General features: G+C 68.4%; 20 protein-coding genes. 11 read left to right on the forward strand and 9 right to left on the reverse strand.

The window, feature by feature from the left end:
* Nucleotides 1–72: 72 nt before the first annotated feature.
* The 3 genes from cofC to AC1DVU_RS16900 are packed head-to-tail and all read right to left on the reverse strand — an operon-like array spanning nt 73 to nt 4,305.
* Nucleotides 73–735 carry a 2-phospho-L-lactate guanylyltransferase gene (gene cofC, locus AC1DVU_RS16890; RefSeq protein ID WP_476923624.1) on the reverse strand — a complete coding sequence of 221 codons (663 nt, stop codon included), beginning with the start codon at nt 733–735 and terminating at the stop codon, nt 73–75.
* Nucleotides 732–3,251 carry a bifunctional FO biosynthesis protein CofGH gene (locus tag AC1DVU_RS16895; protein WP_476923625.1) on the reverse strand — a complete coding sequence of 840 codons (2,520 nt, stop codon included), beginning with the start codon at nt 3,249–3,251 and terminating at the stop codon, nt 732–734. Before AC1DVU_RS16895 ends, cofC begins: the two co-directional genes overlap by 4 nt.
* Before the next feature lie 58 nt (nt 3,252–3,309).
* Nucleotides 3,310–4,305 carry a DNA topoisomerase IB gene (locus tag AC1DVU_RS16900; RefSeq protein ID WP_476923626.1) on the reverse strand — a complete coding sequence of 332 codons (996 nt, stop codon included), beginning with the start codon at nt 4,303–4,305 and terminating at the stop codon, nt 3,310–3,312.
* Nucleotides 4,306–4,442: 137 nt separating this feature from the next.
* Between AC1DVU_RS16900 and fgd the strand changes: the two genes are divergently transcribed.
* Nucleotides 4,443–5,450, forward strand: a complete 1,008-nt coding sequence (gene fgd / locus AC1DVU_RS16905; RefSeq protein ID WP_476923627.1) for a glucose-6-phosphate dehydrogenase (coenzyme-F420) — start codon at nt 4,443–4,445, stop codon at nt 5,448–5,450.
* A 7-nt stretch (nt 5,451–5,457) separates the two neighbouring features.
* On the opposite strand, the gene AC1DVU_RS16910 is transcribed toward fgd, so the two are convergent.
* Nucleotides 5,458–6,300, reverse strand: coding sequence for a helix-turn-helix domain-containing protein (locus AC1DVU_RS16910; protein ID WP_476923628.1), 843 nt, complete (start codon nt 6,298–6,300; stop codon nt 5,458–5,460).
* Nucleotides 6,301–6,431: 131 nt separating this feature from the next.
* Between AC1DVU_RS16910 and AC1DVU_RS16915 the strand changes: the two genes are divergently transcribed.
* Both AC1DVU_RS16915 and AC1DVU_RS16920 read left to right on the forward strand, forming a co-directional pair.
* Nucleotides 6,432–7,235, forward strand: coding sequence for an MBL fold metallo-hydrolase (locus AC1DVU_RS16915; protein WP_476923629.1), 804 nt, complete (start codon nt 6,432–6,434; stop codon nt 7,233–7,235).
* A complete protein-coding gene (locus AC1DVU_RS16920) occupies nt 7,226–7,633 on the forward strand; it encodes a nuclear transport factor 2 family protein (protein ID WP_476923630.1) in 408 nt (135 codons plus the stop codon). The genes AC1DVU_RS16915 and AC1DVU_RS16920 overlap by 10 nt, the downstream gene beginning before the upstream one ends.
* Before the next feature lie 9 nt (nt 7,634–7,642).
* Here AC1DVU_RS16920 and AC1DVU_RS16925 read toward each other — a convergent pair whose 3' ends face one another.
* Nucleotides 7,643–8,344 carry a hypothetical protein gene (locus tag AC1DVU_RS16925; RefSeq protein WP_476923631.1) on the reverse strand — a complete coding sequence of 234 codons (702 nt, stop codon included), beginning with the start codon at nt 8,342–8,344 and terminating at the stop codon, nt 7,643–7,645.
* Between the two features lie 9 nt (nt 8,345–8,353).
* Nucleotides 8,354–8,848: a MarR family winged helix-turn-helix transcriptional regulator gene (locus AC1DVU_RS16930; protein ID WP_476923632.1), complete on the reverse strand. Its 495-nt coding sequence runs from the start codon at nt 8,846–8,848 to the stop codon at nt 8,354–8,356.
* Nucleotides 8,849–8,989: 141 nt separating this feature from the next.
* On the opposite strand from AC1DVU_RS16930, the gene AC1DVU_RS16935 reads away from it, so the two are divergent.
* Both AC1DVU_RS16935 and AC1DVU_RS16940 read left to right on the forward strand, forming a co-directional pair.
* Nucleotides 8,990–10,477, forward strand: a complete 1,488-nt coding sequence (locus tag AC1DVU_RS16935; protein ID WP_476923633.1) for an MFS transporter — start codon at nt 8,990–8,992, stop codon at nt 10,475–10,477.
* A gap of 99 nt (nt 10,478–10,576) precedes the next feature.
* Nucleotides 10,577–11,467, forward strand: coding sequence for a glycoside hydrolase family 16 protein (locus tag AC1DVU_RS16940; RefSeq protein WP_476923634.1), 891 nt, complete (start codon nt 10,577–10,579; stop codon nt 11,465–11,467).
* Here the strand turns inward: AC1DVU_RS16940 and AC1DVU_RS16945 are convergent.
* A complete protein-coding gene (locus AC1DVU_RS16945) occupies nt 11,388–12,599 on the reverse strand; it encodes a HoxN/HupN/NixA family nickel/cobalt transporter (protein WP_476923635.1) in 1,212 nt (403 codons plus the stop codon). The genes AC1DVU_RS16940 and AC1DVU_RS16945 overlap by 80 nt on opposite strands.
* 57 nt (nt 12,600–12,656) lie before the next feature.
* Nucleotides 12,657–14,537, reverse strand: coding sequence for a glycoside hydrolase family 15 protein (locus AC1DVU_RS16950; RefSeq protein WP_476923636.1), 1,881 nt, complete (start codon nt 14,535–14,537; stop codon nt 12,657–12,659).
* A 497-nt stretch (nt 14,538–15,034) separates the two neighbouring features.
* Here AC1DVU_RS16950 and AC1DVU_RS16955 point away from each other — a divergent pair, with 497 nt between their 5' ends.
* The 6 genes from AC1DVU_RS16955 to AC1DVU_RS16980 all read left to right on the forward strand — a co-directional run bounded on the left by AC1DVU_RS16955 (nt 15,035) and on the right by AC1DVU_RS16980 (nt 21,229).
* Complete coding sequence (locus AC1DVU_RS16955; protein ID WP_476923637.1) at nt 15,035–15,544, forward strand: hypothetical protein; 510 nt, start codon at nt 15,035–15,037, stop codon at nt 15,542–15,544.
* Nucleotides 15,545–15,561: 17 nt separating this feature from the next.
* A complete protein-coding gene (locus AC1DVU_RS16960) occupies nt 15,562–16,710 on the forward strand; it encodes a DUF4331 family protein (RefSeq protein WP_476923638.1) in 1,149 nt (382 codons plus the stop codon).
* Nucleotides 16,711–16,736: 26 nt separating this feature from the next.
* Complete coding sequence (locus tag AC1DVU_RS16965) at nt 16,737–18,080, forward strand: Dyp-type peroxidase (RefSeq protein ID WP_476923639.1); 1,344 nt, start codon at nt 16,737–16,739, stop codon at nt 18,078–18,080.
* A 30-nt stretch (nt 18,081–18,110) separates the two neighbouring features.
* Nucleotides 18,111–18,971 (forward strand): enoyl-CoA hydratase/isomerase family protein, encoded by an 861-nt coding sequence (locus AC1DVU_RS16970; RefSeq protein ID WP_476923640.1) that lies wholly within the window; start codon nt 18,111–18,113, stop codon nt 18,969–18,971.
* A 40-nt stretch (nt 18,972–19,011) separates the two neighbouring features.
* Nucleotides 19,012–20,091 carry a sulfite oxidase gene (locus AC1DVU_RS16975; RefSeq protein WP_476923641.1) on the forward strand — a complete coding sequence of 360 codons (1,080 nt, stop codon included), beginning with the start codon at nt 19,012–19,014 and terminating at the stop codon, nt 20,089–20,091.
* Between the two features lie 103 nt (nt 20,092–20,194).
* Nucleotides 20,195–21,229: a lysylphosphatidylglycerol synthase transmembrane domain-containing protein gene (locus tag AC1DVU_RS16980; RefSeq protein ID WP_476923642.1), complete on the forward strand. Its 1,035-nt coding sequence runs from the start codon at nt 20,195–20,197 to the stop codon at nt 21,227–21,229.
* On the opposite strand, the gene AC1DVU_RS16985 is transcribed toward AC1DVU_RS16980, so the two are convergent.
* Nucleotides 21,226–22,266 carry a phosphoinositide-specific phospholipase C-related protein gene (locus tag AC1DVU_RS16985; protein WP_476923643.1) on the reverse strand — a complete coding sequence of 347 codons (1,041 nt, stop codon included), beginning with the start codon at nt 22,264–22,266 and terminating at the stop codon, nt 21,226–21,228. The genes AC1DVU_RS16980 and AC1DVU_RS16985 overlap by 4 nt on opposite strands.
* Nucleotides 22,267–22,306: the final 40 nt, after the last annotated feature.

Below are 22,306 nucleotides of genomic sequence, written 5' to 3' on the forward strand. Positions count from 1 at the left end.
CGCACCGGCCTTCCGCTGACGAGTCACTGCGCGCGTAGCGAGGAGTCACTCCCGACGGTGCTCAGTGACTCCTCACCGCTTGCTCAGTGACTCGTCAGCGCGGTTGGAGGTGAGTTGGGCGCGTGCCTGTCGGGTGTGCGGGCCGAGGCCCAGCCGGTCCGCGGCGACGAGGTCGTCGATCGTGTCGACGTCCTGCCGCACGGCATCAGGCGCGAGGAGCTCGTGTGCGCCGAAGCCGCGGTGGCGCTCCGCGGAGCCGGGACCGTAGCCGGCATGCATCAGGTCGGGCGTGCGGCTCGTCAGGATCGTCGTGCCGTCGCCGTTGGCGTCCGCCACGAACGCGAACGGATGTGCCGCGGCGGCGAGCAGCAGGCGGCCCAGCGCGTCGGCGGTCAGCGCCGGCAGGTCGGAGGGCACGACTGCGAGCGGCGCGTACGGCCGATGGTCCGCGGCCCAGGCGATGCCGTGGCGTATCGCGGAGCCCAAGGCGTCGAGCGGCCGGTTCGCGGGCTCCTGGATGACGTGCGCTCCGGCATCCCGGACGTACGAGACGACCAGATCTCCGCGCGTCACGACGAGGACCTCTCCCACCTCGGGACACGCCAGCACCGCGGCGAGCGTGTCGCGGGCAAATGCCTCCGCGAGGGCGCGACGGGTGTCCGGCTCGACGTGCAGCCGCGACTTGGCGCGATCCCACGCCTTCATCGGCATGACCACGGTGAACGGCGTCGTCATCCTGCGGCCCTCACCGGGGACAGTCGGCCGTACGTCGTGGTGCGCTGGACAGCCGGACGGCCGGCCAGCGCGGCCATGGCCTCGAGCTCTTCGATCGACTTGCGCGAGCCGTTGGTGGAGCCGGCCATGCGGCTGATGGTCTCCTCCATCAGCGTGCCGCCCAGGTCGTTGACCCCGCCCTGCAGCACGTCGGTGCAGGTCTCGGGGCCGAGCTTTACCCAGGAGCACTGGATGTTGTCGATCAGGCCGTGCAGCATGATCCGCGCCAGGGCGTGCACCGCGCGGTTGTCGCGCACGGACGGGCCGGGTCGGGCGACGCCGGCGAGGTAGATCGGCGACGACTGGTGCACGAACGGCAACGGCACGAACTCGGTGAACCCACCGGTCTCGCGCTGGAGGTTGGCGATCGTACGCAGGTGGCCGACCCAGTGACCGGGGTGGTCGACGTGGCCGTACATCATCGTCGAGGTCGTCGGCAGGCCGATCTCGTGCGCCGTGCGGATCACGTCGAGCCATTCGGATGTCGGCAGCTTGCCCTTGGTCAGGACCCATCGCACGTCGTCGTCGAGAATCTCCGCGGCGGTGCCGGGCAGTGAGTCGACCCCGGACTCCTTGGCCTTCAGCAGGAAGTCGCGGACCGAGAGGCCCGTGCGCGTCACCCCGTTCATGACCTCCATGGGGCTGAACGCGTGCACGTGCAGGCCGGGCTCGCGGCGCTTGACCGCCGCGGCGATGTCGAAGTACGCCGTGCCGGGCAGCTCCGGGTCGATGCCACCCTGCATGCAGACCTCGGTCGCCCCGAACGCCACGGCCTCACTGGCCCGGTCGCCGATCTCGTCGAGCGACAACGTGTAGGCGTCGGCATCCGTACGCCGTTGGGCGAACGCGCAGAACCGGCAGCCGGTGTAGCAGACGTTGGTGAAGTTGATGTTCCGGTTGACGACGTACGTGACGTCGTCGCCCACGGCGTCGCGGCGCAGGTCGTCGGCCAGGGCCGCGATGGCATCGAGGTGCGCGCCCTCGGCGGTCATGAGCGTGAGGGCATCCGCGTCCGACAACCCCGCCGGATCGCGCTCGGCCGCCCGCATCGCCGCAGCGAACCCACCGTCGCCGATCCCGACGAGCGCGGCGTCGCGACCGGGCTGGCTGTCCCGCAGCACCGACCAGTCGCCGTAGACGTCCTCGAAGTCACTGCGCCGGTCAGCCGTACGCCCGACCGTGTCGATCTCGGTATGCAGGTCGGTGCGGCCCTTCGAGAGCCAACCCGTCGTGGACCACCCGCCGTCGGGCTCCTGCCACGGCAGGCCCTCCGGGATCACGTCCGCGCGGGCCAGCCCGCCGTCGGCGACCAGCGCGTCGACATGCGGGCGCAGGCGCGGGTCGAGCCACGGCTCGGACAGGAACTGCGGGTGCGCGGTGAGCCGCTCGGTCAGCGTGAAGCCGCCCTCGGCACACAGCTCGGTCAGCGCGGTGATCTGCGGCCACGGCCGCTCGGGATTGACGTGGTCCGGGGTGAGCGGGCTGATGCCGCCGAAGTCGTCGACGCCGGCGTCGAGCAGCGCCCGGCAGTCATCGAGGCCGACGAGGTTGGGCGGCGCCTGCACGCGCATCGCCGGACCCATCAGGATGCGGGTCGTCGCGATCGTGGCGAGGTACTCCTCGACCTCGAGGTCCGGAGTCAGCCGCATCGCGGTGTCGTCCTTGGACACGAAGTTCTGGATGATGACTTCCTGGATCGACCCGTAGGTCCTGGCGATCCGGCGCAGCTCGAAGATGCTCTCGACCCGGTCCTCGATCGTCTCGCCGATGCCGATGAGCAGCCCTGTCGTGAACGGGATGTTGAGCCGGCCGGCGTCCTCGAGCACTCTCAGGCGTACGGCCGGGTCCTTGTCGGGGCTGGCGTAGTGCGCCTCGCCCTTGTCCTCGTAGAGCCGGCGGCTCGTCGTCTCGAGCATCATGCCCATCGACGGCGCAACCGGCTTGAGCCGGGACATCTCCTTCCAGCTCATGACGCCGGGGTTGAGGTGGGGGAGCAGTCCGGTCTCCTCGAGCACGCGGATCGCCATTGCGCGTACGTACTCCAGCGTGCTGTCGTAGCCCGCGGCCTCGAGCCACTCCTTGGCGTCGTCCCACCGGTCCTCAGGGCGGTCGCCGAGCGTGAACAGCGCCTCCTTGCAGCCCATCGCGGCACCCTTGCGGGCGATGTCGAGCACCTCGTCGGGGGACAGGAACGGCGCGGGCAGGCGGCCCGGCGTCGTCGCGAACGTGCAGTAGTGGCACCGGTCGCGGCACAGCCGGGTCAGCGGGATGAAGACCTTCTTGCTGTACGTCACGACGCCCGGCCGGCCGACCGACTCCAGCCCCGCGTCGCGGACGCGCGCCGCGGCCGACATGAGCCGGTGCAGCTCCTCGCCCCGGGCACTCAGCAGTCCTGCGGCCTCACGGGCGTCGATCGTCTTGCCAGCCACGGCGCGCGTGACGGCCCGGCTGATCTCGCGGTCGCTCGGTGCACTCATTCAACAATTGTGGTCCCCGCCTCCACGCGCGGAGTCGCCGACCCGCTCAGGGCATGCTTCACGCGCGCCGCAGGATCCGCAGTACCTGGCGCTCCAGCGTGCGGCTCATGGGTGCGCCCGGCGCCACCCGACGGTGGTCGGCGCGCACCGTGATGCCGTCCTCGAAGAGGTCGATGATCCGCGGATCGACGTACGAGGTCCGGGCGATCGCCGGGGTGTTGCCGAGGTGGTCCGCGACCTCACGCATCGCCGCGGCGACGGACTTCTTGCGCCGGGTCGGCGTGCAGCGGTCGCTGCGTGCCAGTGCGAGGGCGGCGATCGAGGTGCCGCGCCAGGTCCTGAAGTCCTTGGCCGAGTAGAGGTCGCCGACGATCTCCTTGACGTACGCGTTGACGTCGTCGGCGTCGAGGTCACGCCACTGCCGGCCACTCTTGTACGCCAGCAGGCGGTCGCCGCCGCCGCGCCGCCGGCGGAGCACGTCGAGCACCTCGCGCACGCGCTCGTCGCGCACGGTGACCTCGACGACCTGCCCGGACTTGGCCGGATACGAGAACGTCATGTCGCGTCCTGAGACGTGCACGTGCCGCTTCTCCAGGGTCGTGAGCCCGTAGCTCTCGTTCTGCTCGACATACCGCTCAGAGCCGATCCGGAACATGCCGAGGTCGAGCAGGCTGAACGCCGTCGCGGCGACGCGCTCGAGGCTCAGCTCCTCGCCGCTGAGCTGGCGGCGCGCCTCGAGCCGGTGCTTGAGCAGCGACGCGGCGAACCCCTCCATCCGCTCGAACTTCTCGGTGTCGCGGCGGGCTCGCCAGTCGGGGTGGTAGATGTACTGCCGGCGTCCCGCGGCGTCCGTGCCGACCGCCTGCAGGTGGCCGTTCTCGACCGCGCAGATCCAGACCTCGTTCCACGCCGGCGGGATGACGAGCTCCTTGCACCGCAGCACCTGCTCGGGCTCGAGCGGGCGGCCGTCCTCGTCGAGGAAGCGGAAGCCGCGGCCGTGCCGGACCCGCGACCAGCCCGGCGAGCTCGGGGACGTACGGCGGAGGCGGACCATGGTGAGATCACGCTAGGTGACCGGTGCGGAGCACGCATGTCGTAGCGGCCCTGGCATCCCGCCGCGCGACCTCCTGGCCGGCCGACTGGGTGACCGTGCCATGGTTCAACCATCGGAAACAGCGTGAGGAGAGCCGCGTGGAGCTGAGAATCGGTTACAAGGCGTCGGCCGAGCAGTTCGCGCCCAGGGAGCTCGTCGAGCTCGGCGTCCTCGCTGAGGCGGCTGGCATGGACACCGCCGTGGTGAGCGATCATTTCCAGCCGTGGCGGCACAACGGGGGTCACGCGCCGTTCTCGCTGGCGTGGCTGACCGCGGTCGGTGAGCGCACGTCGTCGATCCGTCTGGGCACGTCGGTCATGACCCCGACGTTTCGCTACAACCCAGCGGTCGTCGCGCAGGCGTTCGCGACGATGGGTTGCCTCTACCCGGACCGCATCCTGTTGGGCGTCGGGACCGGCGAGGCGCTCAACGAGGCCGCGTCAGGCTTCGTGGGCGAGTGGCCGGAGTTCAAGGAGCGATTCGCGCGGCTGCGGGAGGCCGTCGATCTGATGCGACAGCTGTGGACCGGGGAGCGGGTCGACTTCCAGGGCGACTACTACCGCACGGTCGGCGCGTCGATCTACGACGTACCGGCCGGTGGGGTCCCGGTCTACGTCGCAGCCGGGGGACCGGTCGTGGCGCGATATGCCGGACGCAAGGGCGACGGCATGATCTGCACGTCCGGCAAGGGCATGGAGCTCTATGAGGACAAGCTCATGCCCGCGCTCGCTGAGGGTGCGGAGAAGGCCGGCCGGTCGACCGACAACATCGATCGGATGATCGAGATCAAGGTCTCCTACGACCCGGACCCGGAGGTCGCGCTCGAGAACACCCGGTTCTGGGCGCCACTGTCGCTGACTGCCGAGCAGAAGCACAGCATCGACGACCCGATGGCGATGGAGGCGGCCGCAGACGCGCTGCCGATCGAGCAGGTGGCGAAGAGGTGGATCGTCAGCTCGGACCCCGACGAGGTCGCGGCGCTGGTCAAGCCCTACGTCGACGCGGGCCTCAACCACCTGGTGCTGCATGCGCCCGGTCATGACCAGCGGCGTTTCCTCGAGCTCTTCACGACCGATCTGTCGCCCCGGCTGCGCGCTCTGGACTGAGGCCGGCTCACCCCGCTTTGCGGAAGGCCCCAGGCGTGACTCCTGCGCGGCTTCGGAAGTAGGTCGAGAAGTTGGAGGGATCGTCGAACCCCAGCTGCTCGGCGATCGCCGCCACAGGTGCATCCCCGTGGCTCAGCAGGCGTTTGGCCTCGAGCACGACCCGCTCGTCGATGAGCTGCTTGGCGGACCGGCCGGTGTGCGCCTGTGCCAGCCGGTTGAGGGTCCGCGGCGAGTAGCCGAGCCGGTCGGCGTAGTGGGTGACCTTGTGCCACTCGCTGAACCGGCGGTCGATCTCGTCGCGGAACCACAGGTATGCCTCGTGGGTCGCGGTCGGCCCAACCGTCGCCTCCGCGGGCCGCACCAGCGCGAGCTCGGTGAGGAGGGCGCCGACGGCGTGCGCGAGCACGGCATCGCGCAGCGGGGTCCGGTTGCCGGTGATGGTCTGCTGCCCGCTGGCGATCAGGAGCGCCCAGGCCTCCTCGACGGGGGATCCCTCGACGGCTTCCGCAGGCCAGTGATTCGGCGTGCTCGTCCCGACGGATCTGACCAGCTGGCTCGTGCGATCGTCGATTGCGTGCGGGTTGAACAGAACCGAGGGGCCGTCGATGTCCGCGATGCGCCCCCACCGGTGCATCTGGCCGGCGCGGACCCAGAGGACGTCGCCCGGACCCAGCTCGTGCTCCGCGAAGTCGACCGTGTGGACCGCGGTGCCCTCGTCGATGCGGACCACCATGTCGAAATCGAGCCGCTGAGGCGTGAGGAACTCCGTCAGTCCGCTTCGTGCGCGCATCCGCTCGAGGCTCAGGACCTCGATGTCCCCGATCTCGGCGGTCGGGGGGTCGAACCGCACCGGTCTGATGGGCTCGCTTGGCGGTTGTCCAGTTTTCACCATGATATGTCCCTCAGCGACCGTGTGTCGGTAACGTGTGGAGCCTATTTTTACAGGTAACGCCACATCCTCACACAAAGATCGGAACACTCATGACCCTCACCTACACCGTCTTCGACGCGGCACCTGAGTCGCTCAACAAGACCAGCGTCGTCGTCAGCGGCGACACCGAGGCCCTCGTCGTCGACGCCGGCTTCACCCGCGCCGACGGCCACCGCATCGTCGCGGAGGTCCTCGACTCCGGCAAGACCCTGACCCGCGTCGTGATCACCGCCGGCGACCCTGACTTCTACTTCGGCGCCGAGGTCATCGCCGACGCGTTCCCCGACGCTTCGTTCGTCGCCCCCGCAGACGTCATCGAGCACATCCACCACAGCTACGAGGGCAAGCTCAAGGCATGGGCCCACCTCGGCGCCAACCTGCCGACCCGGCTGGTCGACATCGCAGAGCTGACCGAGACCGTGCTGACGGTCGACGGCACCCCGATCGAGGTGCGCCGCGGCAGCGACCAGCTCGGTGACCGCGCCTGGTACCTGTTCGAGCCGGCGTCCCGGTCGCTCATCGGCGGCGTGCTGCTGTTCGAGGGCCTGCACGTCTGGACCGCTGACTCCGCAACGTCTGAGCTGCGGGCGGAATGGGTTCGCGTGCTCGACGACCTCGAGGCGCTGGCCCCGACGTACGTCGTCGCCGGTCACCGCGTCGCCGATGCGCCCACTGACCTCACCGCGATCTCGCACACCCGCGACTACCTGCGGTTCTTCGAGCAGGTCATCGACGAGTCCGCGACCGGCGAGGACGCCAAGGCCAAGCTCGTCTCCGCCTATCCGGACGCCGGGCTCGTCATCGCCGCTGACCTCGGCACCAAGGTCGCCAAGGGAGAGATGACATGGGGCTGACCGACGAGTCGTCGCCCGCCGAGGTCGTACGCCGGCAGTACCTCGCGTCTGCTGCCAGTGACCTCGAGGCCCTGCGTGCCACCCTGGCGCCCGACGTCGAGTGGACCGAGATGGCCGGGTTCCCGCTCGCGGGGACGTACCGCACGCCCACCGGCGTCACCAGCAACGTCATGGAGAAGCTCGGCGCGGACTGGGACGGCTGGACGGCGCACGACGACACCTACGTCGTCGACGGCGAGAACGTCGTCGTCCTGGCCCGCTACACGGCGCAGCACCGGGGGACCGGCAAGCCGCTCGCGGTGCGGGTGGCGCACCACTTCGTCGTACGCGCTGGCCTGATCGTCCGGTTCGAGCAGTTCGTCGACACCGCGCTCGTCCGGGATGCCGCGACTGCGTGATTGCTGGGGTCAGGTCGCCGGGAACGGCGACCTGATCAGGAAGCGACTGGTCGGCACCGTGTCGATGTTGTCCGTCGCCCCGAAGGCCGACGTGCTGGCGACCATCCTCGTCATCCGGTCCTCGAGGTCCGCATCGTCGGCGGCCCCGAAGAAGGCGTGGAGGTCGGTGGTCGCAGCATCGGGGAACAGCTCCTCGACGATGCCGTCGATCACCGGCGCGTTCGGGGTCAGCGGGCGGACCACGACGTTCTGGGTGTAGCCGAACGTCGCCTGGGTGTCGATCGCCACCTGCGTGTGGTCGAGCTGCCACCGTGTGAGCCAGGTGGCGTGGTCCAGGTCTGACGGCCGGCGCAGCAGCGCGACGTTCGCCAGTCCGGGACAGCGCTCGCCGAGGTGATCGGGTGGGGACATCGGGACCGACTCGGTGACGAGGTAGGCGGCGAGCGAGTCGGATCCGGCGGCCAGCAGCTCGACGGCGGCCGTGATCTGTTGACCGTACGACTGCTGCGTCCAGATGCTGATGACGGCGGCCACCGGTGGCGCCAGCGTCGTCAAGGTCATCGTCGAGTGCCGAACCGCGCTGTCACGGACGTTGACGGTGAGACCGTCCACCCCCAGGTCGAGCAGCTCGTCCGCCACGGGACCCCGGATCCGCTCGCACCACTCGTCGTCAGGCTCCGCGGCGCGAAGCAGCACCACGACCTTTTCCATGGCCGTGCCTCAGGTCGAGGAGACGAGGGTGTCGGTGTCGGTCGCGATCCGGCCGAGCAGTCTCATCAGCAGATCGCGCTCGTCCTTGGTCACGCCGTCGAGGGCTCGTGCCTCCGCCGCGTCACGAGCCGTCGCGAACGTGGCGTACATGCGTCGGCCGGCCTCGGTGATCTGCGGGATGCGGACCCGGCGGTCCGACGGATCGACCGTGCGCACGATCAGCTCCTGCTTCTCGAGCCGGTCGAGCACCGTGATCAGCGTCGTCTTGTCGACGCACACGACGCGACTCAGCTCGAGCTGGGAGCGCTGCTGTCCATCCTCGAGAGCGGCCAGCACGAGCCAGTCGCGCGCGTCGGTGAGGCCCATCTCTGCGGCGGCTCGGTCCAGGTAGATCGTCACCTGGTTGACCGCGGCGTGGAGCAGGATCGTGAGGTCGGCGGGGTACGCCGCAGCACAGGCCGCCAGCGACTGCGTTGCGGCCTCGTCCTTCAGCGAAGTTCCCATGCTCCGCAGGGTATCGGGGTACCAACGTATGTTCAACGTCGGATAAGTCACACTCGGATCGTCTGGACTCGGATGATTGTGTCTCGTACGTTATGGGATGTCGATGAACGCCATCGCTCACAAACCATTGAGGGACATTCCATGACAACGATCCAGAACGAGACGCCCACCGGCGTCGACCCGCGTCGATGGCTGGCGCTGGTCGTCATAGCCGTCGCCCAGCTCATCGTGGTGCTCGACGCGAGCATCGTGAACATCGCCCTGCCGTCCGCCCAAGACGCACTCGGTATCTCTGACGCCAACCGCCAGTGGGTCGTCACGGCATACGCGCTCGCCTTCGGAGGGCTTCTTCTCCTGGGCGGCCGGATCGCCGACTTCGTTGGCCGCAAGCGCGTCTTCATCATCGGCCTCGTCGGGTTCGGCGTGGCTTCCGCGGTCGGCGGCCTCGCGCAGAACCAGGGCGAGCTGTTCGCCGCCCGCGCCCTGCAGGGTGCGTTCGCCGCCCTCATGGCGCCGGCTGCCCTGTCGCTGATCTCCGTGACCTTCACCGAGCCCAAGGAGCGGGCGAAGGCGTTCGGCGTCTACGGCGGCATCTCCGGCGGCGGCGCGGCGCTGGGCCTGATCCTCGGCGGCGTCCTCACCGAGTACGCCTCGTGGCGCTGGACCTTGCTGGTCAACACGCCGATCGCCATCGCGACGGCCGTCGCTGCCGCCGTGCTGGTCCGTGAGAGCCGCGCCGAGGGCAAGCCTCGCTACGACATCCCCGGTGTCGTCACCAGCACCCTGGGGCTCGTCGCCCTCGTCTACGGCTTCACCAAGGCCAACGAGAGCGGCTGGTCGGCGACCAGCACGATCCTCCTGCTGGGCGCAGCCGTCGTCCTGCTCGTCTCGTTCGTCGTGATCGAGCGGAACACGGCCGAGCCGCTGCTGCCGACCCGGGTCTTCCTGGAGCGCAACCGCGCTGCGGCGTTCCTCGTGTCACTGCTGCTCGGACTCGCGCTCTTCGGCATGTTCCTGTTCCTCGTCTACTACATGCAGGGCACGTTGCACTACTCGGCCGTGAAGTCCGGATTGGCCTTCCTGCCCTTCAGCATCGGCGTCGTGGGTGGCGCAACCGTGGCGAGCGGCTTGCTGCCTCGCGTCGGGCCGCGTCCGCTCATGGTCGGTGGCACCCTGGCGGCTGCAGTCGGCATGTTCCTGTTCGCCCAGATCACGGTTGACGGCAGTTACGTCACCACGGTCCTGCCGGCTCAGATCGTCATGAGCCTCGGCGTGGGACTCGCATTCGTCGCCCTGTCGAGCACGGCACTCATCGGTGTCGAGGACCACGACGCCGGCGTCGCCAGCGCTCTGGTCAACACGACGCAGCAGGTCGGCGGCTCGTTGGGCACGGCGTTGCTCAACACGATCGCTGCCACGGCCACGACCAGCTACATCACGGCCAACGGGGTCGGCAAGACGGCCGAGGGCCTGGTTCACGGCTACACGGTCGCCTTCAACTGGGGACTGGGCGCGCTCATCCTCGCCGGCGTGCTGTCCCTGGTCCTGGTGACCAAGCAGCGCCCGCCGGTCACGGCCGAGGGTGACGAGACACCGTTCGAGCACGCTGAGGAGCTCGTCGTCGTCTAGTCCGATCGACCGTTGAATGACAACCGAGGTCCCCGGCGAACACGCTTCGCCGGGGACCTCGGGGTTGGTACGGGCAGGCATGTCGTAGTCTCGGGCGCCATGCGCTCCCGACTCGGTGCCCGGCGGGCGATCGCGGTCGCGCTGGTCGCCGCCGGCGTCTTGCTCGCGGCCTGCGGATCCGGAGAAGGTGGAGATCGCCAAGGGGCGGATTGCGGCACCAGGGTCGACAAGGCCGGCGGTGGACACTGGACCTGCACGTTCGCGGACGACTTCCGGGGCGACCGCCTCGACCCTGAGAAGTGGGTCGTCCAGAGCACGGCCCTGAGCGGGTTCCGCAACAACCAGGAGTGCTACGGCAACCATGACAACGTCGCGGTCGGCGGCGGCGTCCTCCGCCTCACGGTGCGGAGCGAGCCGGCGCCGTTCCTGTGCCAGGACCCCGCCGGATCGTTCATGACGCAGTACACCGGCGGCATGGTGAGCACGTGGGAACGCTTCTCCCAGACGTACGGACGCTTCGAGATCCGGGCCCGGATGCCCGACGTGAAGGTGGGGGGCATCCACAGCGCGATCTGGCTCTGGCCCCAAGACCCTGCCAAGCGCGGAGGAAAGCCGATGGCCGGCGAGATCGACATCGGCGAGTACTACTCGGTCTATCCCGATCGGGTCATCCCGTACGTCCACTACACGCCCGCCGCCCCGGACCCCGGGGTCACCAACAACGACTGCCTCGTCGCCGACCCGTCCGCGTGGCACGACTACCTCCTCGAGTGGACGCCGCGGACGCTGACGATCTCGTACGACGGCAAGAAGTGCCTGCAGCACAGCTGGAGTCCGGCGTTGCCGCTGACCAGGCCGGCGCCGTTCGACCAGCCGTTCGTGATCGCGTTGACCCAGTCGCTCGGCGTCACTACGACCGCGAACCAGCCCTCTGCCACCACCCCGCTGCCGGCGACGATGCAGGTCGACCGCGTACGCGTCTGGAAGTGAGCTGTGGCGCCCGGATGGGTCCGTCGCCCCTCAATGCCAGCCAGGCTCCCAGCCAGAACAGCGCAAACAATGCCGCGATGGCGAAGCCGGCGTGCTCCACCGGCATGCGCGACAGTATGCCGATGGGAAATGCGCTGACGCCGAATCTCTCCGCCATGAGGTTCGCCACCATGACTGCGGCGACTGTGAGTGCCGCGAGGACCGACATCAGCGTCACGGCCAGGTTGACGTAGATCCTGCGGCCAGGTCGATTCAGCGACCACGAGCAGACTGCCTGCATCACGATGCCGTCGAGCGAGTCGAAGAGACACATGCCTGCGGCGAAGAGCAGCGGCAGAGCCAGCAGCGAGTACCACGGCAAGGTGACGGCGACTCCGCCTGCCATCGCCAGCAACGCAATTTCTGTGGCGGTGTCGAAGCCGAGGCCAAAGAGCAGCCCGACTGGGTACATGTGTCGAGGACTCCGGACGGTGTTGACCAAGGGCTTGAGGATTCTGGCCCCGAGCCCGCGGGTGGCGAGGTGTCCTTCGAGCTCCGCCTCGTCGAGTCGTCCACGCCGGTACTCGTGAGCAGTCACCGAGATCCGACCCAAGGTCATGGTGTTGAGGATTGCGACCACGACCAGGAAGGAGGCGGCCACGCTCACCCCGAGCGTCTCGGCGCTGGTCGGCCATCCGGATGAGTCGTCCTTCAGAGCGGGCGCCACGGTGTGAGCGCCGAACCCGAGGATGACGCACAGCCCGAACACGATTGTTGAATGTCCCAACGCGAACCAGAAGCCGATGCTCAGGGGGTGCTCATCCTGGCGGACGAGGTTGCGGGTCGTGCTGTCGATGGCCGCAATGTGGTCCGCGTCGAAGGCATGCCGGACGCCAAGGGCATAGGCGGCCAGTCCGAAGCCCACGCCGAACGTTCCTCCAGCGGCGGATATGCCTCTGCTGATGGACACTGCCAGCAAAGCGGCGCCCAGGATGTGAAGCAGCAGGATGAAGGCGCCTATTCGCACCAGCGTTCTACGAGTCGACACCGGAGAGCGGCTGGCTGGTGACTGCTGGAATGTCATGTCGTGGGAACCGCAGGTGGCCAGGTCAGCGATCGCCGGTCCTGCGCCAATCACCATGACGTGTGTCATTCCCTGCTCCTCTCACGCTTCGGCAATGTTCGGTGGCCTCGAGCCTTGCCGGGCGAGTCAGGAGAACTCACGCAAGCGCTCGGCGACGATGATGCGCGCCGCTGCCTGGATGAGGGCGAGGTGCGAGAACGCCTGGGGGAAGTTCCCCAGGTGCCGTCCCGTCTCGACGTCGAACTCCTCGGCGAACAGCCCGAGCGGTGAGGCGATCCGAAGCAGACGCTCCATCAGGTCCTGGGCCCGCTGCTCCTCGCCGATGATCGACAGCGCGGAGACCAGCCAGAAGGAGCAGATGAGGAAGGTTCCCTCCTTGCCGGCCAGCCCGTCGTCGGTCTCGTCGGTGCGGTAGCGCAGCACGAAGCCATGCTCGGTCAGCTCGTCTGCGATCGCCAGCACGCTGGCGCGGAGTCGCTCGTCTTCCGGGGGGAGGAAGCCGAAGATGGCTGCCAGCAAGGTGGAGGCATCCAGCGCGTCGGTCTCGTAGTGCTGGCGTAGGACCCCGCGTTCGTCGACGCCGTTCGCCAGGATGTCGGCCTTGATCTCTTCGGCGGCGTCTCGCCAGGTCGCCGTGAGGTCTGCGTCGCCTCGGATCTCGGCGAGCTTCGAGGCACGGTCCAGGGCGACCCAGCCCATCAGCTTGGAAGACACATAGTGTTGGGGTTTGCCGCGTGCCTCCCAGATTCCCTGGTCGGGCTCGCGCCACACCTCGAGGGCGCACCTGGCCTGCGTTTGGACGATGGGCCACAGCCGCCGAGGCAGGCGTTGGCTGCGCCGGGTGTGCAGGAGGACAGAGTCCAGGACCGCGCCGAACACGTCGTTCTGTCGTTGGTCGAACGCGCCGTTGCCGATCCGCACGGGTCGAGCACCGGCGTAGCCGGACATGTCATCGCGGATGGACTCCGTCAGGTCGCGTCTGCCGTCGATCCCGTACATGATCTGCAGCGCATCGGTCTCGGTCGGTTCGAGGTCGGCGACGAACTGCATGAACTCGTCGGCCTCCCAGTCGAGGTTCAGGAAGTGCAGCGCCTGCAAGGTGAACGTGGTGTCGCGCATCCAGGTGTAGCGATAGTCCCAGTTCCGCTCGCCGCCAGGCGTCTCGGGCAGCGAGGTGGTGAGCGCCGCGACGGTGGCGCCGGTGGGCATGTAGGTGAGGCCTTTGATGGTCAGTGCGGAGCGCTGGATCGGGTCGCGCCAGCGATGGTCGGGCATCCGCGCCCGCCCCAGCCAGGCACGCCAGAACCCCGTGGTCGCGTCCACGCGGCCGATGGCGTCGGCGACCTCGGCCGGGGCGGTCAGTCCCTCCGCCCATGACAGGGCGCAGAAGCACTCCTCGCCGGCTGACAGTACGTGCCGGGCCCGGGCCCGGTTGCCCTCCACACCGAGTGCGAGGTCGGTCTGGAGCCGGACCGTCTGTCCTGCGCCGGTCGCGTCGGCGGCATGCCGTTCGCCGTCGACCATGGTCCAGTCCGCCGGCGTGCGGCCGTAGTCGAAAGCTGGTTCGCACACCAGATCCATCTCGACGGTGCCCTCCAGGCAGCGGACCGTTCGCACCAGGAGGTGGTCGGCGTCGTCGTCCGCCGGAGGCCGGGTGTGCGGAATCACCTGGTCCTCGGACTCCTGCGGACCCATCGTCAGCGCGTCGCGGACCACGACCCATCCCGACGGCGTCTTCCACGTCGTCGAGAGGACGTTCGAGCCGGGCTCGTAGACGCGCGCCGTGGGGTGGTTGATCCCGAACGGCGCGAACCTGAAGTACCCCGCCTGGCGGTCGAGCAGGGTGCCGAACACGCTGGGCGAATCGAAGCTCGGGACGCAGAGCCAGTCGACCGCGCCGTCGGGCGCGATCAGGGCGCCGGTGTGGCAGTTGGACAGGAACGCGTAGTCCGCGATGGGAGGGAACGGGGAGGGTGCCGCTGCGCTCTGCGGCGTCACGTCGTTCATGACGCGACCCACGGGCTGTGCGATCCGCCGTACGCCGCCGTCAGTCGATCGGCCCCCGGTGGCCCCCAGGATCTGGAGCTCTGCGTCTGTGCCACCGTCATTCTCCTCAGCTGTGGTCGTGCGTACGCACGAGTGCCGCGACGGGCTGGCCGCACCCGCCGGCCGAGCCCCTTGATGCGAGGCAACACCGGGACAGCTGCCGTGTCCTCACCCGATCCGGATGACTCGACCCTCGACTGAGGCGAGCGTCGTCCGGTTCAGGTGAGGGCAAAGGCGTCTGATCGAGAGATCGGCGGACGGGAGCGAGGGTGACCCGCCTGCTCGCACCCGATCACCCCCAAGGGGTGAAGCGCGCCAGACGGAGGTGGACCTACCGTCTCGATGGCTGGTTCGAAACTGTGAGTACCCGGCTCGCTCTCTCGCGATGCGAGCGCGTCGGGGGACCTAGGAGGCACCCCGTGGCTACATCCGATGTGGACGCTGTACAGCCTGGACTGATGGTCGGTACCACGAGCGAGTTCAGCTTGTTCTTCCGTATCAAGGATGGCGAGGCGCAACCCCTGAAAGATGCGTTGACGAAGCTGCAGGACACGCCCGGGTATCGGCCGGGGGACTATGGAATAACGATCCAGACGATCCACGAGGCGCGGTTCGTCCTGTTCGACGACGACACCAGGCTGGCGTTCATCACCAGTTTCGACGGCCCGTGGGACGCCTACATGGACGACTTCTTCAACTCGGGTCCGACGCTCGCGCTGTTCGACGCGGTCTTCTCGCATGTAGAGGGGTACGCCGGGCTGCCGGATCTGGCAGCGGTGCGCGACTTTGTCCTCGGCGCCGAGCGGACAGCCGGAGCTTACGCCCGCAACTACCCCGGCACGGTCAAGGAGATCCGGAAGGCGCTGCGCGTGAACAGCGCGTTCCAGCAGGTGCTCGACCACCCGCAAGCCGCGGAGGCTCTCCAACACCCGGCGTTGGCGCCGTTGCTGGACGAGGCCGCAGATTAGCCGCGCGACGAGACGTCATGTCTGACCACATCTCCGGGCCGCGCGCCCTCGCGGATCCCATCGCGGACATCACGGACTTCTACGCCTTCCCGAGTCCGGAATCCCCGGAGCGTCTCGTCCTGGTCCTCAACACGCTTCCCATGGCCAAGCCGACTGATCTCTTCTCCGCAGGACTCCTCTATCGGTTCCGGCTCCGGCCTCTCACGCTGTCGCCGGGCCACGCTTCCGGCTGGGGTTTCGTCCCGGGAGCCGAGGAGGTTGTGCTCGACTGCGTCTTCGGCCCACCGGAGCACGTCTCGGACCCGGGCACGAGCGAGCAGGGACACGAACAGCACGGGACTTGCACGACACCCGGCGGGGAGCTCGTCTCCTTCAAAGTCAACGCCGACGCGGGCGGCGCGGGGCTCGGCGTGCGCGTCTTCGCCGGCGTCCGGTGGGACCCGTTCATCATGGACGCCCGAGCAGCCTTGGCCACGATCGCGACCCGGAAGCTCGCTTTCACCGAGTCCGGGTCGATCTTCCTCGACGGCAAGAACGTGCTGAGCATCGTCGTCGAGATCGACACGGGTTTCCTGCCTGGCTGGGAGCTCGTGGGCGCTGTCGCCGAAACCCTGACCCGGGGCGAGTTCAACGTCCGTATCGAGCGGGTGGGACGCCCCGAGGTGAAGAACATGATGCTCGCACCGAAGGACTTCGACCCGGTCAACCGGGACCTGGAGATCCGCGACCTCTACAACATGGACGACGCATTCCACCTCGGAGATTCCTACGCCGGCGCCTTTCGGGCGCGACTGGACGCCAACCTCGCATTCTGGGACGGCCTGGACGGAAAGACGGACTGGCCCGCGGGCGAGGACGGCAGTCACCCGCTCACGGACCTGGTCCTCGCCGACTACCTGGTCGTCGACGTCACCAAGCCGTACGTCGAGCAAGGCTCGTTCCTCGAGATCGAGCTGGCCGCCCGACGAGGCGAGGCGCATGTGACCTGCGGCGGCCGGACCCTGAACGACGACGTCATGGACACGATCTTCACCCAGCTCGTCAACGCCGGACACGGCCCGACGATCCGGGACGGCGTCGACGCCGCCACCCGGCCGGGCACCGTGACGTTCCCGTATCTGGCACCGCCGAACCCGGAACCGCCCGAACCGCCCGAGCACCACTGAATCACCATGGAAGGCATGTGAGTTCGATGGACGCCACAGCGGGCAGTCCCCTGGAACTTGACGACATCCAGGCAGGTGCGCTCGTCGAACGTCCCTCTCCGTATGTCGGCACCTACCTCCTGCTCGCCATCCGTGGCCGTGACGACGGACGCGAGCTGGTGCGGCGGTTGCACCGGATCGTCAGCTCAGCAGCGGCTACCGGGACTGCGGACGAGACCTCGCTGACGGTCGCGTTCACCTACCACGGGCTCGAGGCACTCGGGGTGCCACAGACATCCTTGGAGAGCTTCGCGCCAGAGTTCCGGCAGGGGATGGCGGCCCGGGCCGAGATCCTGGGAGACATCGGCGACAGCGGTCCTGAGAAGTGGGAGGAACCGCTCGGCAGGGACCACGTGCACGTCGCCGTCTCCGTGCTGTCCTCCGACGAGGACCGGCTCAAAGCGGTCGCCGAGAAGGCCCGTCGAGTCCAGGCCGAACTGCCCGGGATCGAGCTGGTCTGGCGTCAGGACTGCTACCAGCTCGCAACGGGGAGGACATCGTTCGGGTTCAAGGACGGCATCGGGCAACCCGCGGTCGAGGGCAGCGGCCGGGCCCCCACGAACTCCCGTGAGCGGCCGCTCAAGGCTGGCGAGATCATCCTGGGCTACCCCGACGAGACGGGAGCGCTGCCCCCGATGCCGACGCCGGACGTGCTGGGTCGCAACGGAACGTACGTCGTGTTCCGCAAGCTGCACACCAAGGTCGCCGCGTACCGGACCTATCTCCGTGCGAGGGCAGCGAGCCGCGCTGAGGAAGACGTCCTCGGGGCCAAGATGGTTGGACGCTGGCAGAGCGGCGCCCCGCTCGCACTCACCCCTGACCAGGACGACCCAGGCCTCGGTAGCGACCCGCAACGCAACAACGACTTCGGCTTCGGCGACGACCCCCGAGGTTTCAAGTGCCCCGTGGGCGCTCATGCCCGCCGAGCCAACCCTCGCGACGCCCTGGACGCGGACGGCAGCGTGGACGTCCGACTCCATCGGATGATCCGTCGCGGCACGTCCTACGGGCCGATGCTCCCAGAAGGCGTCCTCGAGGACGACGGGATCGACCGCGGGATCATCTTCGTCTTCGCCGGCACGCACATCAAACGGCAGTTCGAGTTCGTCAAGACGCAATGGTTGAACGACGGCATCTTCATCGGCGCCCCGCTCGAGTCCGACCCGCTCGTCGGGCCTCGCGGCGAGGAGCCGGGCACCTTCACGATCCCCCAACGGCCGATCCGCCGCCGGCTGCAGGACCTGCCACCCTTCGTGGTCACCCGCGGCGGGGAGTACTGCTTCGCACCGAGCCTGAGCGCGCTGCGCTGGCTCGCGGAGCTCGACACCTGACCAGGCGCCAACCCCGAGAGAGGCCACACGATGAGCTCACCAAGCACCGACCGTTGGGCAGCACTCGACTTCGGCCCACCCGCTCCTGACATCGAGGAGACCGAGCCGCCCGTACTCCTGGACTACCTTTCCGGGGGCAGGGTCGCCCGGATCACCCTGAACCGGCCACACGCCGACAACGCTATATCGACCGAGATGGGCACCTTGCTGACCGAGGTGGTCGAGGAGATCGCGGTCCGCACCGCGGTGAGGGTCGTCATCCTCACTGGAGCCGGAGACCGCGCGTTCTCCGTGGGCAGCGACCTGCGGCAACGCAAGTCGATGACCAAGGAGGACTGGCTGCGTCAGCGCCAAGCCTTCGACCGCACACTGTTCACGGTGCGACAACTCCGCAAGCCGATCTTTGCCGCGGTCAACGGGATTGCCTACGGCGGCGGGTGCGAGCTCGCACAGAGCACTGACTTCATCGTCGCTTCGGCCACCGCGACGTTCGGTCAACCCGAGGCGATGCTCGGTCTGGCCGCCGGTGGCGGCTCACCGGCGCTGCTGCCGCGCCTCCTGCCTCGCGGCAAGGCGATGCAGATGCTCATGACCGGCGACCCGGTCCCCGCGGCCGAGGCGTACCGGCTCGGGATGGTCAACGAGATCCACGAACAGGGCGACCTGATGCCCGCAGCTCAACGGATCGCGGACAAGATCGCCGGCAACTCCCCGACCGCCGTGCAAGCCGTCAAGCGCGCGGTGCAGCTCGGCGAAGGGCAACCGATCGAACAGGCGATCGCGATCATGATGGACGCGCACTGGCGCTCCGCGGTCCACCCCGATCGCGTCGAGGGCATCGGCGCCTTCAATGAGGGCCGCGAGCCCACTTTCAACGACTCAGACTTCTGAGACCACCCCGCGTCATTTCGACCCAAGGAGGCTGGACACCATGACTGTTGCTGATGATCTCGAGGCGGCACGCGCCGGACTGGTGATGATCAACCCCGCGCCCTACAACGCCGAGGCGCCACCGGCCGCGCTCATCGGTGAGACCACTCCCACCGAAATGCACTACGTCCGGAGCAACTTCGCCGTGCCCGAACACGACGGCACTCTGGAGATCGGCGGCGCGGTCGGCACCCCCATGACGCTCACGCTCGCCGACCTGCGCGCGATGCCGGCCCACGACCACACCGTCACTCTCGAATGCGCCGGCAACGGTCGCCTCGACATGAGACCACTGCCGACCGGAGAACCCTGGGGCGACTTCGCTGTCTCCACAGCCCGATGGACCGGCGCCCTGCTGCACGACGTGCTCGAACGGGTCGAACCTGCTGCGAACGGAGTAGAGCTGCTCGCACACGGCGCCGACCACGGTTCCTACCATCTCCAGGCGATTCTTCCCGAGACCGACCAGGACAACCTCACATTCACCCGGTCGCTCCCCCTCGACGAGGCTACCGACCCGACATCGGGGATCCTCATCGCCTACGACATGAATGGCCAGCCCCTTGGACGCGACCACGGCGCCCCATTCCGGCTCATTGTCCCCCACTGGTACGCCGTCGCCTCCGTGAAGTGGCTGAAACGACTCGACGTCCTCACCGAGCCCTACACCGGTGAGTTCCAGACCGGCCACTACATCTACCAGTGGCCCGACCGACCCCACGAGCCCGTCACCCTGATGCGGGTACGCGCCCGGATCACGGACCCGGCACCCGGCTCCACCCTCRACGTCGGTACGTACACCGTCCGAGGCAAGGCATGGTCCGGCACCGGCCCGATTACGCATGTGGACGTCAGCCTCACCGGAGAAGGCGAATGGCAGCCCGCACAGGTCGAACCGGCGAAGGACGGCTACCACTGGCAGGACTGGTCCTTCACCTGGGACTCGATCGACGTCGGCCGACACTCACTGCGGGCCCGAGCGACCGACGCCGCCGGAAACGTTCAGCCCGACGTTCCCCCCTGGAACCGCCTGGGCTACGGGAACAACGCCATCGAGGTCATCTACGTCGACCGTCGATGAGCAGCGCAAAGGACGGAGGCCCCATGGCGACAGGCACAGCGGGGGAGAGGCCAGAGGTGTACCTCGAAACACCGTTCGGACAGTAAGGGCGGCGGTTGCGGTGATGGCCAATGCTGGAGCGCGGCGTTGGGGTGCTCGAGCTATCGCACTGGCCGTGACCGGTGTCGGCTTGTACGTCGTGACACCGAGCCTGTTGTCGGCGCTCGGCTCGTGGCCGCGGCTGGCCCAGGTTCAGCCGAGGTGGTTCATCCTCCTGGCGCTCCTACAGGCGGGGAGCGTGGCGTCGCTGTGGTGGCTGACCCGGCTCGCGCTCGAGCCGCATGTCGACGGGGACGAGGTCAGTGATTCACGGCGGGCGCGCTGGGGCGCGATAGCGACGGCGCAGCTGGCAGGGAGCGCAGCCAGCAAGGTGGTCCCGGGAGGTGCGGCAACCGGTGGTGTGGTGCAGGCCAAGCTGCTGATCCAGGCCGGTCACCCGACGGCGGCGGTGGCGTCCGCGCTGGCCGGGGTCGGCTTGATGACGACCGCGGTGTTGTTGCTCCTGCCAGTTCTGACGATTCCGGCGTTGTTGATCGGACCGCCGCCAGCCGAGCAGCTGCAGCTGGGGTTGTTGGTCTCGCTGATCCTGGCGGTGGTCATCGTGGGGGTGGGCGTGATCGTCCTCACCTGGCCACGAGTGCTGACCTCGACCGGTCGGCTGATCGGGCACGTGCTCCATCATGTCCGTCCATCGACGACCGCGGAATCGATGGCGACCGTGCTGTCGGCCCAACGTGCCCGGGTTGCCGGCGCGTTCGAGGGCCGCTGGTGGCTGGCCGTCTTCCTCGCGGCGGCGAACCGGATGCTCGACTACGCGGCGCTGGTCGCGGCGCTGGCCGCCTTCGGTGTGCACGCGCGTCCGTCGGAGGTGCTGCTGGCGTTCGTCGTCGCGCAGGCCCTGGCGATGGTGCCGATCACCCCGGGTGGGCTCGGCTTCGTCGAGTCCGGCCTCACGGCGCTTCTGGTCGTCATCGGCGTCCCGGTCGATGTCGCGGTGATCGCCACGCTCCTTTACCGGCTGGTCTCGTACTGGTTACCGATTCCAGTCGGCCTGTTGGCGTGGGCCGGGTGGCGGATCCATGCCGGCCGGAGTGGCTAGTCCGCAGCGGACACCCGTCTGTTCAGCTCGTCGACGGTGGCGAACAGGTCGCCGCGGCCGTAGAAGTCCACCGCGACCAAGTTGACGCGCTGCCGACGTTCGGCCGAGCACCGCTCCGCCCGAGCAAGGAGCACACCCTCGGCGTTTGCCTCGGCGGCGAGCTCGGGCGACGGCGGGGAGACCCAGTGGTTGAGCATGAGGAGAGGCGCGTCGTAGTGGCCGCGATAAGGAGCGCATGACTCCTCGTCTTCCAGCTCCGACACCGAGGCGTACTTGTAAGGGACTTCCTGGACCAGCCCGGAGCGGTACACGTTGGGGATGGTTGGTCGCAGGTCACCCTTCTCAAGGCCGATCACCAGCCGACGGCCCGACTCGACCATCGAGCCGAGTGTGGGCAGCCGGACGCTCGGGTCGATGGTGGCGAGGTATGGGGTGAGGCCGCCGTCCCTGAGGACCGGGACGAGCTCCTCCGCTGCGAGTTCGTCCTGGATGATGACGACCAGGACCTCGCCGGGGTGCTCATCGAGGAAGCGGTGCAGTACCTCGACCACGTGGCTGAACAAGACCGCGCCAAACTCGCAGAACTGGTGGCAGAGGTACACCTCGCGGGGCGTATCCGGGTCAGGCGGACCGGCCCGCGCACGCAGGAGCAGGGCCCGCTGGGCAGGCTTGTCTCCAACCGCCTTCACCACCTCGGTGAGCTGCCTGTCGCTCAGCTCGGTGTAGACCATCTGCTCGTTCCCGACGGTGCGAACGGAGCCCAGGTAGGCGTCGACCAGGAATCCACGTACGCCGTCCTCGAGCTGCGCCTCGATGCCCCTTTCCTGACTCGGGTACCGGAAGCCGTCGGCGTTGTCGTTCATCGAGTTGTGCGTCGTGGCCAGGGTGACCTCGTCGAGACGGAGGCCGCAGAGTGACTCGGCCCCGTTGCACATACGCGACGCTGGGACACTGGAGGTGTCGCGTTCGAGCAGGAACCCCGCACCGGCGGCGGCGACCAGGACGACGACGCCGGTTGCCACCCACCGCTTGCTCACGTTCAGATCGGGTCACCACCACTCTCGTGCTCCGGGCAAC

The organism is Aeromicrobium sp. P2_G6, assembly GCF_056403535.1.